At 38.7% G+C, this 18,208-nt stretch carries 18 protein-coding genes; 5 read left to right on the top strand and 13 right to left on the bottom strand.

Going from position 1 to position 18,208, the window contains the following annotated elements; translation table 11 throughout:
- Positions 1–311: 311 nt before the first annotated feature.
- From ACKTS5_RS04940 to ACKTS5_RS04985, 10 genes are all read right to left on the bottom strand, one after another.
- Positions 312–1,973, bottom strand: a complete 1,662-nt coding sequence (locus ACKTS5_RS04940; RefSeq protein WP_408042734.1) for a hypothetical protein — start codon at positions 1,971–1,973, stop codon at positions 312–314.
- A 353-nt stretch (positions 1,974–2,326) separates the two neighbouring features.
- Positions 2,327–2,905 (bottom strand): hypothetical protein, encoded by a 579-nt coding sequence (locus ACKTS5_RS04945; RefSeq protein ID WP_408042735.1) that lies wholly within the window; start codon positions 2,903–2,905, stop codon positions 2,327–2,329.
- A gap of 62 nt (positions 2,906–2,967) precedes the next feature.
- Positions 2,968–4,008 (bottom strand): 23S rRNA (adenine(2503)-C(2))-methyltransferase RlmN, encoded by a 1,041-nt coding sequence (gene rlmN, locus ACKTS5_RS04950; protein ID WP_408043124.1) that lies wholly within the window; start codon positions 4,006–4,008, stop codon positions 2,968–2,970.
- Between the two features lie 100 nt (positions 4,009–4,108).
- A complete protein-coding gene (queA, locus tag ACKTS5_RS04955; RefSeq protein WP_408042736.1) occupies positions 4,109–5,158 on the bottom strand; it encodes a tRNA preQ1(34) S-adenosylmethionine ribosyltransferase-isomerase QueA in 1,050 nt (349 codons plus the stop codon).
- A gap of 72 nt (positions 5,159–5,230) precedes the next feature.
- Positions 5,231–6,457 (bottom strand): 3-phosphoshikimate 1-carboxyvinyltransferase, encoded by a 1,227-nt coding sequence (locus ACKTS5_RS04960; RefSeq protein ID WP_408042737.1) that lies wholly within the window; start codon positions 6,455–6,457, stop codon positions 5,231–5,233.
- A gap of 4 nt (positions 6,458–6,461) precedes the next feature.
- Complete coding sequence (locus ACKTS5_RS04965) at positions 6,462–6,710, bottom strand: hypothetical protein (RefSeq protein ID WP_408042738.1); 249 nt, start codon at positions 6,708–6,710, stop codon at positions 6,462–6,464.
- Positions 6,711–7,037, bottom strand: coding sequence for a nucleotide pyrophosphohydrolase (locus ACKTS5_RS04970; RefSeq protein WP_408042739.1), 327 nt, complete (start codon positions 7,035–7,037; stop codon positions 6,711–6,713). It lies immediately after the preceding gene.
- Between the two features lie 314 nt (positions 7,038–7,351).
- Positions 7,352–7,729, bottom strand: coding sequence for a VOC family protein (locus ACKTS5_RS04975; RefSeq protein ID WP_408042740.1), 378 nt, complete (start codon positions 7,727–7,729; stop codon positions 7,352–7,354).
- A 48-nt stretch (positions 7,730–7,777) separates the two neighbouring features.
- Entirely contained in the window at positions 7,778–9,304 is a 1,527-nt protein-coding gene (locus tag ACKTS5_RS04980; protein ID WP_408042741.1) for an MFS transporter, read from the bottom strand.
- 333 nt (positions 9,305–9,637) lie between these two features.
- Positions 9,638–10,036, bottom strand: coding sequence for a rhodanese-like domain-containing protein (locus ACKTS5_RS04985; RefSeq protein ID WP_408042742.1), 399 nt, complete (start codon positions 10,034–10,036; stop codon positions 9,638–9,640).
- A 126-nt stretch (positions 10,037–10,162) separates the two neighbouring features.
- Between ACKTS5_RS04985 and ACKTS5_RS04990 the strand changes: the two genes are divergently transcribed.
- The gene (locus ACKTS5_RS04990) at positions 10,163–11,059 is read left to right on the top strand and encodes a LysR family transcriptional regulator (protein ID WP_408042743.1); all 897 of its coding nucleotides are present in this window, start codon (positions 10,163–10,165) and stop codon (positions 11,057–11,059) included.
- Between the two features lie 463 nt (positions 11,060–11,522).
- On the opposite strand, the gene ACKTS5_RS04995 is transcribed toward ACKTS5_RS04990, so the two are convergent.
- Genes ACKTS5_RS04995 through ruvC form a run of 3 tightly spaced genes read right to left on the bottom strand, consistent with a single transcriptional unit; the run spans position 11,523 to position 14,004 of the window.
- On the bottom strand, positions 11,523–12,272 hold the full coding sequence (locus ACKTS5_RS04995; protein ID WP_408042744.1) for a cyclase family protein: 750 nt from the start codon (positions 12,270–12,272) through the stop codon (positions 11,523–11,525).
- A gap of 13 nt (positions 12,273–12,285) precedes the next feature.
- Positions 12,286–13,422 (bottom strand): radical SAM family heme chaperone HemW, encoded by a 1,137-nt coding sequence (hemW, locus tag ACKTS5_RS05000; RefSeq protein ID WP_408042745.1) that lies wholly within the window; start codon positions 13,420–13,422, stop codon positions 12,286–12,288.
- Positions 13,423–13,446: 24 nt separating this feature from the next.
- Positions 13,447–14,004 (bottom strand): crossover junction endodeoxyribonuclease RuvC, encoded by a 558-nt coding sequence (gene ruvC / locus ACKTS5_RS05005; RefSeq protein ID WP_408042746.1) that lies wholly within the window; start codon positions 14,002–14,004, stop codon positions 13,447–13,449.
- 177 nt (positions 14,005–14,181) lie between these two features.
- Between ruvC and ACKTS5_RS05010 the strand changes: the two genes are divergently transcribed.
- From ACKTS5_RS05010 to ACKTS5_RS05025, 4 genes are all read left to right on the top strand, one after another.
- Positions 14,182–14,667: a hypothetical protein gene (locus tag ACKTS5_RS05010; protein WP_408042747.1), complete on the top strand. Its 486-nt coding sequence runs from the start codon at positions 14,182–14,184 to the stop codon at positions 14,665–14,667.
- Positions 14,668–14,758: 91 nt separating this feature from the next.
- Positions 14,759–16,495: an ATP-binding protein gene (locus ACKTS5_RS05015; protein WP_408042748.1), complete on the top strand. Its 1,737-nt coding sequence runs from the start codon at positions 14,759–14,761 to the stop codon at positions 16,493–16,495.
- Entirely contained in the window at positions 16,488–17,234 is a 747-nt protein-coding gene (locus ACKTS5_RS05020; protein WP_408042749.1) for a LytR/AlgR family response regulator transcription factor, read from the top strand. The genes ACKTS5_RS05015 and ACKTS5_RS05020 overlap by 8 nt, the downstream gene beginning before the upstream one ends.
- A gap of 541 nt (positions 17,235–17,775) precedes the next feature.
- Positions 17,776–18,168 carry a DUF1842 domain-containing protein gene (locus tag ACKTS5_RS05025; RefSeq protein ID WP_408042750.1) on the top strand — a complete coding sequence of 131 codons (393 nt, stop codon included), beginning with the start codon at positions 17,776–17,778 and terminating at the stop codon, positions 18,166–18,168.
- Positions 18,169–18,208: the final 40 nt, after the last annotated feature.

Below are 18,208 nucleotides of genomic sequence, written 5' to 3' on the forward strand. Positions count from 1 at the left end.
ACCTAGCACTATTTCAATACTATGGCCTAATTTTAGTCAATTTTTAGGACCTAGCCTTGGTTTAACGCTATCGCCTCGGGTATGAACGAAGGTAAGAAAAATCTGTACCTGAATTAGAGTGTACGTTATTGAATGCTTGTATTAAGAGATAGGTGGGCGTTTGAATGGTTTGGTAGTAATTACAGCAGTACGTTGAATCTAAAAATAGGAATAGATATACAGATATTTATAATACAGGCAAGCACCTTGTAAAAACAAGGTGCTTGTAAAGTACTCAAAAAATACGGATACTTACTTGAGTATGTTGTGAATTAGTATTTTACCTTAAACTTTGATCCACCCCATTTACCGCCGTATTTTGCTCCAGACTCGATTTCGATATCTACTGAGTTTACCACGTTCCACTTCACTTTAAATCCGATACCGTACGAACGAGAATCTCCCTTATTAGAAAAGGCAAAAACGAGCTTATCTAACTTAGTATTTGAAGGAATATCAAAAGTACGACGGGCTATTGCTAAGCGCTTTACGGTTACTGTTTCACCAAATACGCTATAGGCCAATGGTGTGATCTTTTTTGTTTGAGGATCTTGACCAACGAAGGCGATTCCACCTGTTTGGTTTTTATCGAGCTTGATAAAATTCTTCTTCAAAGCATCAGCTGCCATTTTCAACAGTTTGGCGTTTGTTAACTTCACGACCTCTTTACCCATTACATTGATTACGATGGCTTTATTTACCTTTTGTCCAAAGAGGTTTTTTAAATTGACATCGATGTCCAAAAATGGTTTGTTTTGAGCTTTTGCAGGGGTAAGCATAGAACCATTATTACCTGATTGAATTAACTCTTCAAAAGTAGGTTGGTAATTTTTGGTCGTCTTGTTATCTATGTCATACACATTAGAAATGTATTGAATGGTCGACTTAGGTTTGCTTGTAAAGAAGGCAGTAATTTGATTGTAAATTTTGATGACATCTTTTTCTTTGGTATAGAAAAGAGGTACTTCAAACGTTCTTTCTTTTACCTTTAAAACTACTTTTTTGTTCTTTAAATACACGATGTCAGCATCGCGATCAGAGAACCATCCTAACCATGTTTTTTGCTTGAATTTCGCCTGTGCATAAACGTCGGTGAAAAAGTAGAAATCTTCAGCTGCGAATACTGTTCTCAGCTTTTTCTTGCTGTTAAATTTGTACTCACAAGCATAAGATTTTCCGAAGATATTATCAATCCAACCGTCCTTAGTATTTACACATACGTTGTAATGTTCGGTACTTGGGGGAGTCGTTGAAGAGGCTGTAGAGCTTCCGCCTCCTGTATACGATCCGCCACCACCGCCATTACCACAATCGTAATAGGATAATTCTTCGATTCTAATATCATTAGGACCACCGTTGCCACAATCGTCAATAGGGACAATTTTATATTCTGGTAAATTGGCTCTGTTAGGAACGTAATGACCAATTGCAGTTTTGTTGGCCACTAAACGTTGGTTTAACGGAAGCTGTTTTAAGAGTTCACGGTTCTTTTTGTCGGTAAAATAGAGTCCTTGATCCGTGTACTTGTAAATTTTATCACCTACCTGGATTTCTCCTTCTTCGTTTAACAAATTGGCAAACACATCGTTGACAATAAGGTCTTCTTTCGGATAGGTTTTACTGTTTCTACCGGCCAAACGCTCTTGTTTTTTGTAATGTAAGGCCTCTAATCGTTCTTCACTAACGTATCCCGATGGACGCAGTGGTAAAAAACCTTTATCGTAGTATTTTTCAAATACCTCATTAGGGTCTTTTAGTTCTTTCAACTCTTCATAGGCGGCGGTCATTTCTAATGGAGAATTGAAGCTGATAAGTTTTTCTTTTTCATCGAATTTTAGCTCGACTTCCTGTTCATAGCTCGCTTGAGGTTTTACCCCTTCTTCCTTACATGACATAAGGAACGCTATCATAGCAATTGCTGCTAGTTTTTTCATGTTAAAACAATTTAAATTTATTGATGGCAAAACTAGCTCCCACTATTGGTTTAAGGGTAAAGAATGAGCCTGCGTCGTGTTGGATTTATAAATTAAATAGTGAGTACTATACGGGATTTATGAATTGTGTAGTTCAGAAATCGATTTTAATGCGTTGTTTTTAATTTCTTTGGTGTCTTTATGGGGTTGAAATGAAAATGTAGTACAAACTTTAAACAAAAATGGACGAGGGCAATTTTTACAGCTCTTTAAGTTTACAAAGGAGGGTAGTTAAAGGCAAAATAGCGAGGTTGGTGAACAAAAAAAGCGCTCCTTTTTTCAGGAGCGCTCTGGTTTTTTTACAAAACTTTTATCTAAAACAAGACGTAGGAGAATTCTAAGCCTATGGCCGGGTGAATTTTACCTAGTTGAAAATGAAAATCGTAGGCATAGCCAATACCGGCGTATACGTTAAATAGCCAGTTTCCGCCTAAACTTCGTTGTAGTCCCCAATGTACTTCGGTAATTAAGGTGTTGTTCGCCGGTTTTTTTTGATCACTATCATCGCGTTGTGCAGTGGTAAGTAAGCTTTGTAAAGCCAAGTAATTTCCGGAATTGTAAGCTATGTTTTTTCCGGCTTTTAGGCGTTTCTCCCTGTTGTAAACGTACTTGACTTTTGTACGAAGACGCAGTGGAGGGAAAGATTCGAAAGAGAGGGCAGCACCGAGCTCTTTGGAATTTAAGAGTGTGGGGCGCACGTAGTTCCCAGCACCAATACCGATACCTCCTTCTAGTGAGAACGCATCGCTAATAGGGAGCTCATAGCTCGCTTCAAAAGCGAGAATTTGATAACTGATTTTGAATTGTTTTTGGAGCTTAGCGCTCGTTGTTTCTTGTCCCCAAGAGGTAAGTGCTGTGCAAAGCAAGCACAGGCTTAAGATGACTTTTTTCATACTGAAATTTTTAAAATTGCGAATATAAAATAAGTCTAGTCGGGAATTATTATTTTTTTTGGTTATGATTTATTTGCTAATTGTCCACAGGCCGCGTCGATATCTTTACCTCTTGATCTACGTACATTTACGACGATGTCGTTCATTTCTAAATTAGAAATATAATTGTTGAGCGCACGTTCAGAAGCTTGTTGGAATTCTCCATCGTCGATAGGATTGTATTCGATGAGATTTACCTTACAAGGAATGTGCTTACAAAATTGAATCAACGCATCGATATCTTCTTTGCGATCGTTAATTCCATTCCACACTACGTATTCATACGTCACCTTTCGCTTGGTTTTTTCGTACCAATATTTGAGTGAATCTGCTAAGTCGTGTAAGGGAAAGGTACTGTTAAAAGGCATGATGCTAGTTCGGACTTCATCGATTGCTGAGTGCAGTGAAACAGCGAGGTTAAAGCGAACTTCATCGTCAGCCATTTTCTTAATCATTTTAGGTACCCCAGAAGTCGATAAGGTAATTCTTCTGGCGGCCATCCCCAGCCCTTCAGGAGAGGTGATTTTATCAATAGCTTTGATAACGTTTTTGTAATTCATCAACGGTTCTCCCATTCCCATAAACACGATGTTTGAGAGCTTGTGGTTGTGATAATGACGGCTTTGTTTGTCAATAGCAACCACCTGATCGTAAATTTCGTCAGCGTTTAAATTACGCATGCGTTTCAAGCGTGCAGTAGCACAAAATTTACAATCCAAACTACAACCTACCTGGCTCGACACACAGGCTGTTGTACGGGTTTCTGTCGGGATTAGTACCGACTCAACAATCAATCCATCGTGAAGTTTAATGGCATTTTTAATCGTACCATCATTACTGCGTTGCATGGTGTCAACTTCAATGTGGTTGATCACGAAATTCTCATCCAACATCTGACGCGTAGCTTTTGACAAGTTAGTCATGTCATCAAAACTGTGTGCAGCTTTGTGCCATAACCACTCGTAAACTTGATTTCCTCGGAAAGCTTTGTCGTTGTTCCCGACAAAAAAATCACGTAATTGGTCTTTACTTAAGGCGCGTATATCTTTCTTATTGCTCAACAGTATAAAGGAATTAGTTAAAAACTTAGAATTGCAAAGGTACTATAAAAAAACTGGTAATCAGTAGTTGATTACCAGTTGTAATTGTATGTCGTATAGTTTGTTAGATGATTAACATCGCGTCACCATACGAGTAGAATTTGTATTTTTCTTTAACGGCTTCCTCATAGGCTTCCATAATGAAATCGTGACCAGCAAATGCTGACACCATCATTAATAAAGTAGATTTTGGCGTGTGGAAGTTTGTAACCATACAGTTAGCAATGCTAAAGTCATAAGGAGGGAAAATGAATTTGTTAGTCCATCCGTTGTATGGGTTTAAGCGCTTGCTAGCAGATACCGATGACTCTACAGTACGCATAACAGTAGTACCAATGGCACATACTTTACGTTTTTGATCAATGGCGTTGTTTACAATATCAACACTGTTTTGAGGAATGATAATTTGCTCCGAATCCATTTTGTGTTTCGATAAATCTTCTACCTCTACAGGGTTAAAGGTACCTAAACCTACGTGTAAGGTCATCTCGGCAAAATCTACACCTTTGATTTCTAAACGTTTCATTAAGTGCTTAGAAAAATGAAGTCCAGCAGTTGGGGCAGCAACGGCTCCTTCGTGCTTAGCAAAAATAGTTTGGTATCTACTTTCATCTTCTGGTTCTACCTCGCGTTTGATGTATTTTGGCAACGGAGTTTCTCCTAATAAGATTAATTTCTTGCGGAATTCTTCGTAAGATCCATCAAACAAAAAACGAAGCGTTCTACCTCTTGAAGTAGTGTTGTCAATAACTTCAGCAACTAGGCTATCGTCTTCACCGAAAAATAATTTGTTTCCAATTCTGATTTTACGAGCCGGGTCAACCAATACATCCCATAAACGATTTTCAGCGTTTAATTCACGAAGTAAAAATACTTCAATGCGAGCACCTGTTTTTTCCTTGTTACCGTACATACGAGCAGGGAAAACTTTTGTGTTGTTCAACATCATTACATCGCCCTCATCGAAATAATTGATCAAGTCTTTAAAGAGCTTGTGTTCAATTGTTTGCTTTTCGCGGTTTAAAACCATTAAGCGCGCTTCATCTCTGTGCTCTGAAGGATATTCTGCCAACAATTCTTGTGGCAAGTCAAAATCAAAATTTGATAACTTCATATGTGTAATTTTCTAAACGAGGGCAAATATACGATATCGCCCTAGGGGTTGTCAAGCTATTCCGCTTTTATTTTAGTGTTCTTGAATATGCATTCCTATTTTTTTCATATCGTTCCAAAAGTTTCGAAACGATTTAGTGACTACTTCGGCTTCCAATACAGTAAGTGAAGTTTTGAGTGCTAGGGGAGCAAAAGCCATGGCCATACGATGGTCGTTATAGGTAGCAATTGCGACATCAGCTTTAATTTGCCCACTTGCCTTTAGGTGCAAACTGTCATTCGTCACATGAATATCAGCGCCCAGTTTGGTAAGCTCTTCACGCAAGGCCTCTAAACGGTCGGTTTCTTTAATTTTTAAGGTATGTAAACCGGTTAGTTCACAGGCAATTCCTAATCCAAAACAGCTAACAGCAATGGTTTGAGCAATGTCTGGAGCATTTTTTAAATCGAGGACAAGGGGCGTGTTTTTACCCATGTCGGTTTTTGTCAAAATAACGCGATGCTCTTCAAATACTGTGGTTACGCCAAAATGCTGGTAGATACTGGCAAGGCAACTGTCTCCTTGTAAACTCGTTTCATTGTAGGCACTTAGGCTAACAGTTGAGTTGAGTTCACTCAAGGCAATAAGTGAATAGAAATAAGAAGCTGAACTCCAGTCAGATTCTACCACGAGTTGTTTGTCGTCGGTTTGTTGTAAAGGTTTGATATGGATAAATTGGCCTTCAAACGCAGCGTCAATACCGAGTTGGTGGAGGAGCGCTAAGGTCATGTTAATATACGGTACTGAAGTGATGGCTCCCAATAATTCAATGGTCAAGCCAGCCGGTAAACTCGGCGCAATGAGCATCAATGCAGAGATGTATTGACTACTGACATTTCCGTTGATGGCAACGGTACTTTTGTCGAGTATTGCTCCAGTGATCTTTAAGGGAGGGTACCCTTCTTTTTCAATATATTCTATTTGAGCCCCCATTTGGCGTAGCGCATCCACTAGAATTTTAATCGGGCGGTTGTGCATTCGTTCAGAGCCTTGCAGAATTTTTGTCTGACCTTCTTGCGTAGCAAAAAATGCCGTTAAAAATCGCATGGCAGTTCCAGCATGACCGATATCGGCTACGAGGTCATTGCCCTTCAAAGCCGCTTGTAAGTGATGTGTATCGTCAGAGTCTGAAAGGTTATCGATAGCTAAATTAGCATAAAGCTGTTGCAAAATCAATAGGCGATTTGATTCACTTTTTGATCCTGAAATTTGGATGTCTGCGTGAATGTTACTCGACGTGGTGTGTAAATCTAAATTCATAGTACTAAACCATTTTTTTGTTGGTGATCCAAATACTGTAGAAAAAACTAACGACTATTTTCATTGCCCAAAAGCGTTTCCATTTACCGTCTGCAAAGTTGAACTCGTATACAGCTTGAAAATCTCCCGAGAAAATATCGCTGGCATTGTTGAGGATGAGCGTGATGATTACCACGACCAAAAGAAAAGGAAGGGCTACTTTCCCAACATTTTTCCAAAATTCTAGTTTTTTAACGTTGTTTGCTAGGCTCATTTATTTTAGTTTTTCGTTGTTGTGATGACGATCGTGATCGCGTTTTGTTTTTAGGTCGAGTTTTTTGTCAAAAGCCTCTTGTAGGTTTACTCCCGTTTGATTGGCCAAACAAAGTACCACAAATACGACGTCGGCTAACTCTTCACCGAGATCTTTTGATTTATCGCTTTCCTTTTCACTTTGCTCACCGTAACGACGCGCTATAATTCGAGCAACCTCGCCAACTTCTTCTGTTAATTGGGCCATGTTTGTCAATTCGTTAAAATAGCGAACTCCGTGATTTTTAATCCATTCGTCAACCTGTTTTTGAGCGTCTTGTATGTTCATTTTAGTACTTTTTATAGTTTTTTAGGCCTTGCGCTAGGCAGTTTTGTGCTTTGCTGACCTTGTTGTTGTTATTGTTTTTAGTATTGCTTTTTATGATACTTCGGAAGTAATGGCCTATTCTTTAATTTGCTGTACTTTGACCTTAGGATGTTGAAAAAAGTAACTTACCAACAGCGATGATTGCATTACAAATTAAAAGGTATAAAAGCGCCTGTCGTTACCGGTCGTACTCTGTGAAAAGCAGGTGAACTTATTATTTTCTTTTTCGCTTGTTCATAGCTAATGATTTTAGCAAATATAAAAACTTGCAGTCCTTAATTGATTCTCCAAGGAGGATTTTTTCTGTTTTTCCCAGCCTTGTAAAGAATGAGTTGATTTCCATCCGGATCTTTTAAATGTGCTTCTTGCCAAAGCCAAGGTTGGTCGGTGGGGAGCAATTGAAATACAATCCCTTTCGAACGTAAATTACTGACGGTGGCGTCTAAATTTTCAACCTCAAAATACAAGGTAATTCCCTTTCCTTGAGGGAGGGATGTTTCGTGGTGTATAGAAAAGGTACTATCTCCTTTTGGCAATTCGAAGCGCGCATAACGAGGAAGGGCATCAACGATGAGCAAGAAACCGAGTTTCTGGTAAAAGGAAACTGCATTGGCTAGATTGCTTGACGGTATGGTAACTTGATTTAAATTCATGAGTATACAAAAAAGAGTCACGGCAAAACGTACCGTGACTTAGTGGTTTTATTTGACGGCGATTTTTATTTGATTGCCGTCAGGATCTGTGAGTTGTGCTTCGTTTTCACTTGCTGAGGTGCTGTGCGCGATGTTGTTCTTTTCGGCCAAAGCGAGTAATTTTTGCAGCTTTTTCTTTGAAGTCGCCACGCTTATTTGTTCAGTTTGTTGGACATTCATTACTTTCTGAATAGTAACTTCCTGTCTGCCATTTGCCGACCTTAACGACGTAACCTCAGGAGTTGTTTTTCCGAATACTTCGAAGCCTAAATCTTGATAAAAGGCAATAGATTTCTTCATATTAACCGTGGAAATATGAAAGAGTTGATTGAATTTTTTTTCATTTTTCAAAACCCATAATAAGGCAATTAAGGCCAACACTCCCAATCCTGAAAGGATGCTCATAATATTCCAAGTACTGTCGAATCCGATCTCTTTTACTAGTTGCATTCCCGTATTATGACCAAAAATATGTGAGGCAGAGAAGGCAATACTATAGTAAGCCATATACTCTCCTTGTTTTCCTTTTTTCGCACGTTCAATGACGAAGGCATTCGAGAAAGGGAAGGCAATCATTTCTCCTATGGTCATAAACAGCATTCCAATAACGAGGACCCCTGACCAAGTTGTGAGGTTCAGAACCACAAAACTCAATCCTACCAGCACGAGTCCAAATAAGATAAGTGCTGTTTTCGAGTACGAGCTTTTTTCGAGCCAACTAATCAGCGGCATCTCAAGTAGAAATATAATAAAACCATTCATTCCCATTAAGATTCCAATAGAGAGTTCTGTGAGCTGATGCCCGTCTCTGTAGTACAGCGGCATGGTTGAGAAGTACTGCAGAAAGATAAACCCAAACATAAACATTGCGAAAAAGAAGATCCAAAAGGGACGATCTTTATAAACAGATACCGGATTTTCAATAACTACTTTATCCGTAACTTTGGCTTTCTTCGGGTGTAATACATTGATCATTAATAGGGTGGCGAGTAAACAGGTAATTCCGTCTACCCAAAACAATCCTTGATAGCCAATTGAGGCAATGATAAGCCCTCCGATGGCAGGGCCGGCTGTAAATCCTAAATTAATAGCCAAGCGGATTAAGGTTACCGAACGCGTTTTGTTTTCTGGTTTACTATAGGCGTTTAGAGCGACAAACATGGCCGGTCTAAAGGTGTCCGCCACGAGCATAACAGCGAAGATTCCGATGATGAATCCCATATAGGTGTCGATGTACTGAAGTAGGACAAATAAGAGTCCTGTTAATAGTAAACTTACCTTCATTACTTTAAAGGAACCGATGCTGTCAGTAAGCTTTCCTCCGATGTACGATCCTGCTACAGAACCTAGTCCGAACGCAGTCATAATCCAACCTACTTGATGTAGGGTAAAGCCGAGGCTTTTGGTCAAGTACAGTGACAAAAATGGAATTACCATAGTCCCTGCACGGTTAATGAGTGTAATGAGCGCCAGCCACCAAACCTCTCTAGAGAGGCCCTCAAAGGTCTTGCGATAGTTGTTTAGTAGATTTTTCATAGTGCTTGTTTTGGTTGATTTTAGAGTGATATAAAAATAAAAAGTCCGACTGTGAAGTCGGACTTTTATATATTGTTATATTTTATGTTGATATAATTATAATACATAAATAGCCCGAGTGTCTCTGTATTTTACAGACCACTTACATTGCTTATATGTATAAAAAATTGTCATTTCGTATTTAATTGAAGTTCAAAGTTATAAAAAAAAGGATTCGGTCGACAAAAAACATTTGACAATTTATTGTTTAGAGTTGTTTTAAATAACAGTGCATTTTTATACACACCACGATACGTGAACTGACTGTACCAATGGCAATTCGTTGGTAGCGCTTTAGCAACCACAGCGAATACTTGTAGCTTCCGCATCAGTTGAAAGTTCAGTAGTCGTTGGATAACCGTCGCGTTTCCACCAGTCAAGACCTCCGATGAGTTCTTTTACTTGAAAACCTAAAAGGGAGAGCTGTAACGCTCCTTTTGTCGAAGCATTGCATCCAATACCATCACAATAGCAGACATAGGTTTTGCTAGGGGCTAGTTCGTTACACGTAGTACTATTCATAGATCGATGTGGAAGGTTAATGGCTTTTGGGAGGTGTTCTTGTGCATAGAATTCTGGTTTTCTGGTGTCTACAATGACGATTTCAGAGGCTGTTTGCAAGCTGTCAAATAAGTCGGAAGCGTCAATTTCAAATTTGAGTTTTTGACGGTAGTATAACTGTTGTTCGTTCATGATAGTTTTTTTTACAAAGCTCTGCGGATGAGACCGATTAAGAAAGCTAGTTAGTTGAGTATATTGCAGCTTAGGTTGAAATATATTCACAGTATTCCTGTGGTAATTTGTACTAACTTTGAAAATATGGAATTGAAGTATTTACGACTGATAAAAACGATAGCAGAGGAGGGGAATTTAGCTAATTCATCTAAAAAATTATTCCTCACTCAATCTGCACTGAGTCACCAATTGCGAGAACTCGAAACGCGATTACAGTGTAAAGTATTTGCGAGGAGACGCAATTTATGGGAATTGACAGAAGAAGGACAGGTATTGTATACAACGGCCTGTGAAGTAGTAGAACGCATAGATGTAGGATTGGCGGAGGTGAGAAATTTACAGTCAGGAGCTTCGGGTACAATTCGGTTTAGTACTGAGTGTTATTCGTTTTATAAGGGTATTCCAGCTTTTGTTCAGCTGATGAAACTCGTACATCCCACGGTGGAGGTTCAGTTGTCTTTAGAGGCAACGCATTATCCCATTCCTAAGTTATTAGGAAAAGAGATAGACATGGCGTTGGTGACCGATTGGTCTGAACAAATCAACTTAAAAAGTGAAGTCGTGTACGAAGATGAATTGTACCTACTCATGCACAGAGAACACGTTTTAAGTAACAAAGAGTATGTCGTACCACTCGATTTGTTGCATACAGAAATATTGATTCATTCCTATCCGCTGAGTTCGGTAGCCTTATTCAAGCATTTTTTGGAGCCTGCCGGGGTAGTGCCTATTAATATCACCGCAATTCCATTAACCGAAATAGCATTGGAGCTGGTGATGGCAAATAAGGGAGTTATGTGTTTGCCGAAATGGTGTTTAGAGAATTTTACAGCTTCCGCCGAGTTGCTATTTAAGAAAATGGGAGTACAGGGAACTAAGCGAACGCATTATTTGGTGTATAGGGCCGAAGATGACCACAAGCGATATATCAAAGATTTTGTTACGGGGTATCGAGAATTTGTAGGAGCGTTGGGAGGTTGATTACAAGACTAGTGGTGTCATTCGATGAATCGAGTAGAATTGCTGTTTTTTTTGGTATGAGTTTTGCATTGTTTTGATTAGGAGGGAACTAGTAATCTTACTTTTGTAGGTTCTAAATGTCTCTCAAAAGGTATTTTTTTCCACTGACCGATACTTATGGTCGATTGAGCTAATATCAGCACCAAAAACGAGAAGTCGGAAGTATCTTTGAAGTGTAAATGAAACATAAAGTAAACAACGCCGAACAGATAAGTTGTCCCTAAAAAGAAACATGTACACCGAGAAAAAGAAAAAATGATTGCTGTGAAAAGAGTGCCGAAAAGAAGTAATGAAACATAAAGTAAACAGCGCCGAATAGATATGCTGTCCCTAAAAAGAAACACGACTTCCAACTTTCAAAAATACACATCGTATTCTTTATGTCACGGTTTGAATAGGTATTATTTAGACTGCACTGTTACTCTTAGAGCATTGCATACAAAGTCGGTTTACTAGGTGTCGCATCGTTTTCAAAGGGAGCCACCATCAAATTTAACAAATACTTGCCATCCACAATGTGGTCATCCACAAAGATAAACTCCGTAATTGTAGCGTCTAACCGAGGGCTGTTTGCCGTATTCCAAAAGGCGTTATGAGCTAGTAATTTTCCTCCGTCTTTCTCTTTGTCAACTGATGGCAAATCGATTAACAAATGTTTAATGCCTTTGTTTTTTATATACTCAGCAGCTTCTACTGCTAGGTAGGGAGGATTGGTATTGGAATACCGAGTTGATTTTTTTGACTCCGAGTTGGGAAGTGTTCTGATAACGAGTGCTTCTCCGTCAAATAGGGCAATTTTTTCAGCTATGGTTTCTTTGGTAATTACACGATCACCATTTTCCATCAAACTCGGGATTACAGAAATTACAGCGCTAACAAAAAAGTACTTATTGAGATGCTCGTTGATCGAATAGAACTCGCGGGTAATATGACCTAAACATTCTGTATGTGTAATATGCGCATGTGGATTGAACTGGATATTATTAAAATTAACATCAGCACCTTGGGCAACACTTCCTGTCCATTCTCCTAGTGTTACGGGAGTTATTTCCGGGTCCTCGACATACCAGGCATTAATTCCCGGAGCTTTTGGGTCAACGGAAATAGAGAGGTCTAAAGGTTTGGATAAATCTACGGTAAAGGATTGTGTTCGGTGCTCTATGCTTGCTTTCATGTGCTAAATGTACTTAAATTCTAAATAAATCACTAGCGATTCCATCGGCTAGAAATTTTCCTTGGTGGGTGGTTTTTAGAATGATGTCGTTTTCGGTTTGTAAGAATTCTAAGACCCCTTGTTGTACAAATCGAGTAGCTTCGTTTTGTAGCAGTTTCACATAGTTGTTTCCAAAGTCATGGCTGACCTTGTTTAACGATATACCCCAAATGGTTCGCAGCCCAGTCATCAGGTATTCATTATAGCGATCTCGGGTTTCTAAAAATTCAATTTCAGCAGGGAGCTCATCTTTTTCTAGAGCTTTGATGTACTTGGCATTATTGGCGATGTTCCAGCTTCTATGGGTGGTGTTAAAAGAATGTGCTGAAGGACCAATACCGAGGTATTTTTTGCCCTGCCAATAACTTGTATTGTGCTTTGAAAAGTAACCGGGTTTACCAAAGTTGGAAATTTCGTAATGAACAAATCCTTGTGCTTCGGTTTCGGCAACGAGTATATCAAAGTGTTGCTTGGCAAGCGTCTCATCAATTTCTTTGTATTCCCCTTTTTTAATAAGGTGCTCCAGTTTCGTTTTAGGTTCTACGGTAAGCGCATACGACGAAATGTGTTGAATTCCGAAATCAAAAGTACGCTGCAAGGAGCTGCGCCAGTCAGCTTCGGACATGGTTGGTATCCCGTAAATAAGGTCAATGGTAATATTGTCAAAGAGTTTCGTTGCCAAGGTTAAGCACTGTTGAGCTTCCTGAGCATTGTGTGCTCTGTTCATCAAGGCGAGGTCCGCTTCGTTATACGATTGCACCCCGATACTCAAGCGATTGATGCCAGAGGCAGCTAATTCGGCTAATACGACTTCTGTAAGGTCATCAGGATTCGCTTCTAAGGTAATTTCGGGATCTCCAATTACTTGATAATTGGAATATATGGTACGCAGCAATACGTCGATTTCTCCAGTCGACAGCAAGCTGGGAGTACCACCTCCAAAGTAAATAGTTTCGACCACTTCGTTGTCAAATTCACCTTTTCGAATTTCGAGTTCTTTATGAAGGCATGCTAACAGGGCATCCTTCTTTTTTAAAGAAGTAGAAAAGTGAAAATCACAATAGAAACAGGCTTGTTTGCAAAAGGGAATATGTATATAAATACCAGCCATAAATGATGAACTTAGAAAACGGAATTATTTAGATCCAATTTTATTCGGATTTTGTTTTATAAATGATGCCCATCCCGAGTAATTTTTACCTCCTATTTTTTGTCCAGAATTGTAAAAGTGACACACGGCGGCAGCCAATCCATCGGTAGCATCCAAATTTTTGGGGAGCGTTTTTAAATTTAAGAGCGATTTGAGCATTAAGGCTACCTGTTCTTTACTGGCGTTCCCATTTCCTGTAATGGCCATTTTAATTTTTTTCGGTAGGTATTCCGTAACGGGTACCTGTCTGGCGAGTCCGGCGGCCATGGCAACTCCTTGCGCTCTACCTAGTTTGAGCATCGATTGTACGTTTTTACCAAAGAAAGGAGCTTCGAGGGCCATTTCGTCTGGGTGATACGTGTCAATGAGTTCTGTAGTGCGTTCGAAAATCAGCTTGAGCTTGATGTAAGGGTCCTTGTATTTATTCAATAACAATTCATTCATTTGAACAAATTCCATTTTTTTTCCAACGACCTTTATAATCCCAAATCCCATAATGGTTGTTCCCGGATCTACGCCTAGTATTATTTTTTCTGTCTTCAAATTCTTAAGTACTGTAATTGCAAAATTACGTATTAATACTGATAGTTTTTTATTCTTGAATTTTGAAACCTCATACTAGTATTATCGGGCTTTATTCCAAAATTTATCTGCAGATTAGAATATTGTCTTTAATTTACGGAAGAATAACATAAACATTAACATAAAACATAAACTAGTATGGAAGCTGTAAAAACGAATAAAGTAGCTACTCAGGTACCTGGGAAATTTTTGACTTTTGTAAAGGCTACGAAGGGCGCTGAGGTAAAATTTGCTATTTCAACACAAAGATTAGATAAGAGACCTTTGAGTCCGATGGTTTTAGGTACCTATAATAGCGAATGCCAAATAGTGATTTCGGCAGTTGTATTTGTACCCAAAACCTATGTTGAGGCTAAGCAGAAAAAAGACCCGAATTGGGATGGATCCATAGAATTTCAGGTAAATGTTGGTGAGCTGTCGAATACAGAAGGATTGGAGTTTCATATCGCTTACGACAATTCGCCTGGTTCGTTCAACGACTACTACGCCTACAATGTGAATTTTTCGACGGTGGAAGCCTATAAAGTTGAAAACAGAGAGGTCGAAGTGATTTTTTACGATGAAGATCCAGAAGGTTCTCGCGGAACGGTAACCACAGTAAAAGATCCGATGGGAGGTTCTTAAGAGAAAAGGATATTTTTAAATTGAAGAAGGTAGGATTTTTTTTCCTGCCTTTTTTCCGTTAAAAATATGTAATTTGCTTAAAACTTATTTTATGGAAAAAAGTTTTAGGCTGTTTTTTGGATTGTTGTTTTTTGCGATGGCTGTTTTTGGTCAGGATAAAAAATCGAAGACAAATTTTGAACTGGCAATAGACCAGCATACTCAAAAGTTTGACTCGAACCCCAGGTTTTTTAAGATAAAAGAGTTCTGTTTTGAAAATGAATGGGATTCGGTTTTGGTGTATTCGTCAAAAATATTAGCGAATCCTGTGAGTCAAGCAATAAAAAATCACACACATTTTCTGCGTGGCTATGCTTTTTTTAAAAAAAATCTAACGCAACAAGCTATCCGAGAGTTTGATGCCATTTATCCACCCTTTGTTTTTGAATTGAATGTTTCTATGTTAAAAGGGACCATAGCTTTAAAGAATAAGCAAATTCAGGAAGCGATCGGTTACTTCGAAAAATTGGAAAACGTGCGCGCTGCTGATTTGTTGGGGATAGAAAGAGATTTTGTTTTGTACAATTTGAGTATTTGCTATATGTATTTAAAGGATTACAAGACCTCGGAAAAATATTTATTGCAAAACATAGCCTCTGTGGAAAAGGGAAAAGATACCTTGGGTATGATTGAGTCGTATGGAAATATTGCGAATTTGTACTACGAGCAATACAAAGATGATTTGGCAATTCCCTATTTCAGAAAAGCCTACGGATTGGCTTTGAAAACTAGTAATTCAAAGTTTAAAGCAAGTACCGCGAGAAATATGGCAGTGGTAGAAGAAAATAGAAAGGATTTTGCCAAAGCCTTGTTGTATAAAAAGCAAGAAGCTCGTTGGAAAGATTCAGTGAATGATCAGAATAAGATTTGGGAGGTGGCTCAAGTAGAAAAGGAGTTCGCAGTGAAGCAAAAGCAAAAGGAAGTTCAGCTACTTCAGGCTGAGAATAAGGCTAAGATAGCGGAGCGAAATGGTTTTTTGTATTCGTTGTTAGCCGTTATCTCCTTACTCTTAACGGGTGTGTATTTTTACCGAGAAAAAGTGAAAAGCGCAGCCATCATTTCTAAACAGAATGAGCAACTCGATACCATGAATGCGACCAAAGACAAATTATTTTCCATAGTAAGTCATGATTTACGCGCTTCTGTAAATGCTTTAAAGCGCAGTAACGAAACGCTACAAATCAGTTTAGAGAATGAAGAACTAACAGCGGTGAAGTCACAGTTAGATACGAATGGTGCAATTGTAAATGGTGCCTATGGTTTATTGGACAATCTGTTAAACTGGGCACTGCTGCAAACCAAGCAAGGCTATTTTAACCCGAGTAAATTACCGCTAGCTCGAATTGTTGAGCACGTCGTTTTCAATTACGAAGCCATCTGTAAGGCTAAAGGACTTGCCATTCGCGTTAGCATTCCCCGAAAACTCAATGTGAAAGCAGACCAAGAATCGTTAAAAGTAGTACTGCGTAATTTATTGGATAATGCCATAAAATTTACTGATTCAGGAGGGAGTATTCATATTTATTCGGAAGAGCTTACGCCTGAATATGGGACTTTTATCGTTGAGGATACCGGTGTGGGGATGCGTGAAGATTTGCGTTTACAACTGTTGTCAGGTGAAGAACTACTGTTAAAAAAAGAACACGAATCAAAAATCGGAACGGGCTTAGGAATGCAACTCTGTAAATCGATGATTGCTAAAAATGGAGGTATTTTTGATATTCAAAGTACGGTAGGGATCGGAACTAAAATGATTGTATCTTTACCCTTAAACAATACCGATGGATAAAGTTAGAGTTTTTATTATTGAAGATACTCCTGCCGAAAGCGATGGTTTAATCAGCATGCTTGAGCGCAATAATTATGAAATTGCAGGGGTGGCGAGGAATTTTAAGCAAGCGTTGGAATTGTATTACAGCGTCCAAGTGGATGTCGTAATCATCGATATATTTTTAGACGGTGTTCCGGATGGTATTGCTTTTGCCGAAACAATTACGACCATTCCTCAAGCTACCAAGCCTTTCGTCTTTCTTACGAGTTCGACAGATCGTGAATTATTTGAACGCGCAAAACTCACCAAACCTTATAGCTATTTGTTAAAGCCATTTAATGAGTTAGAGGTACTGTATGCCGTAGAAATGGCTATGGAAAAATTTTATGAGCAGCAGGATGTGTTTATGGGCGATGATGAAGATACAGTTATCAGCGAAGAGTATTTATTCATCAAAAAAGGACGCAGCTTAAAAAAGGTTCACGTTTCTGAGATCATTTATATAGAGGTCGAAGAAAAATACTGTAATATTATTACTGAAAAAGAACGCTTTGTCATTTTGATTTCCCTGACAAAGATTTTGAACTTATTGGATAATGAACTGTTTTACAGAACCCATCGAAATTTTATCGTTAATGTCGATAAAATCTTAGAAATAGTACCCGCTGATAATTTGATTTTAGTTTCGGGGAACCACAAGGTAACCCTTAGTGATAAATACAAAGACTTCATAAAAAAAATGCGAACCTTGAAATAGGCGTGAATTTCGATAACAGCGTTGTGGTGCTTCTCGAATTTTCTTTATTAATGACAAGTAATACCGCTCTGGTACCATTTTTTATTGCTACTTGACAACCGCAACTTACCTTTGTCAAAACGCTATATGTTAAATACACGGCGTAAATTCAAGTATATCTACACAAACCAGCACGGATGTTCTTTAGTACACAACCTGACTAACTCTGAGGAATTTGTCAGCGTGTTTTAAAGAGTTCTGCTGTGTTGTGAATAATATGAAGACTATGCTTTTGGAGTATTAAGGGGATTTTTATTAAAAAAACCTTGTATACCACTAGTTTATGTTAGGGAAAAGGCCTCTGTATAGGGGCCTTTTTTAGTGAGTGTACTCCTTTTTTTATTCCATTAAATCCGCGTCTTGTTCCATTTTTATTCAAAAGCCTCTGGAATGCAGCTACCTTTAATTTTCAGAAAATGAGGTGGAGCAGTACCCACTGAAAAAAACGAGGCGGCATCCGAAAAGCCATACGAGTAGGAAATCAAATTAACCAAACATTAGTATGTCAACAACAACCGAAACACCCGTAGAAATTAAATCGTTAAGAGGAATTTTAGGAAGTGAAGTAAATTTTAATGCACCGTACGTGAAGTTTAACTTAACTACTGGAGCTACTCCGCACGAAGTACATGGAACAGTCCATATTTATATGGATCCACCAGGGAACAAACCTTATGTAGGAATGGTAAGTGGTAAGGTGTATGCAACAGGCTATAAACCCTATGTGCAGATCGTAACCTTAGAGGGACTCATTCCATCGAGAGATATTTATACTCCGTTGAATTTCCCATTTACCGCCTATATGGATTTAGAAGCCGATGGTAAAGGGGTAGGTGGATTTACCTTCCAAGGGAGAAAATTAGAGCAATTACCAGTAACCTATCAAGAATCATAAGACATTTGTCAAGAATTTTTGATGTTTTAGCAAGTGAAAA

It is taken from the genome of Tenacibaculum litopenaei (assembly GCF_964514025.1).
GTDB lineage: Bacteria > Bacteroidota > Bacteroidia > Flavobacteriales > Flavobacteriaceae > Polaribacter > Polaribacter litopenaei.

Bases quoted from the DNA above. Each gene is read 5' to 3' on its own strand.
- ACKTS5_RS04980 (WP_408042741.1), bottom strand. From the start codon at position 9,304: ATGAAAAATCTACTAAACAACTATCGCAAGACCTTTGAGGGCCTCTCT.
- ACKTS5_RS04985 (WP_408042742.1), bottom strand. From the start codon at position 10,036: ATGAACGAACAACAGTTATACTACCGTCAAAAACTCAAATTTGAAATT.
- ACKTS5_RS04965 (WP_408042738.1), bottom strand. From the start codon at position 6,710: ATGAGCCTAGCAAACAACGTTAAAAAACTAGAATTTTGGAAAAATGTT.
- ACKTS5_RS05020 (WP_408042749.1), top strand. From the start codon at position 16,488: ATGGATAAAGTTAGAGTTTTTATTATTGAAGATACTCCTGCCGAAAGC.
- ACKTS5_RS04960 (WP_408042737.1), bottom strand. From the start codon at position 6,457: ATGAATTTAGATTTACACACCACGTCGAGTAACATTCACGCAGACATC.
- ACKTS5_RS05010 (WP_408042747.1), top strand. From the start codon at position 14,182: ATGGAAGCTGTAAAAACGAATAAAGTAGCTACTCAGGTACCTGGGAAA.
- hemW (WP_408042745.1), bottom strand. From the start codon at position 13,422: ATGGCTGGTATTTATATACATATTCCCTTTTGCAAACAAGCCTGTTTC.
- ACKTS5_RS04940 (WP_408042734.1), bottom strand. From the start codon at position 1,973: ATGAAAAAACTAGCAGCAATTGCTATGATAGCGTTCCTTATGTCATGT.
- ACKTS5_RS04975 (WP_408042740.1), bottom strand. From the start codon at position 7,729: ATGAATTTAAATCAAGTTACCATACCGTCAAGCAATCTAGCCAATGCA.
- ACKTS5_RS05015 (WP_408042748.1), top strand. From the start codon at position 14,759: ATGGAAAAAAGTTTTAGGCTGTTTTTTGGATTGTTGTTTTTTGCGATG.
- ACKTS5_RS04945 (WP_408042735.1), bottom strand. From the start codon at position 2,905: ATGAAAAAAGTCATCTTAAGCCTGTGCTTGCTTTGCACAGCACTTACC.
- ACKTS5_RS05025 (WP_408042750.1), top strand. From the start codon at position 17,776: ATGTCAACAACAACCGAAACACCCGTAGAAATTAAATCGTTAAGAGGA.
- ACKTS5_RS04995 (WP_408042744.1), bottom strand. From the start codon at position 12,272: ATGAAAGCAAGCATAGAGCACCGAACACAATCCTTTACCGTAGATTTA.
- ACKTS5_RS04970 (WP_408042739.1), bottom strand. From the start codon at position 7,037: ATGAACATACAAGACGCTCAAAAACAGGTTGACGAATGGATTAAAAAT.
- ACKTS5_RS04990 (WP_408042743.1), top strand. From the start codon at position 10,163: ATGGAATTGAAGTATTTACGACTGATAAAAACGATAGCAGAGGAGGGG.
- queA (WP_408042736.1), bottom strand. From the start codon at position 5,158: ATGAAGTTATCAAATTTTGATTTTGACTTGCCACAAGAATTGTTGGCA.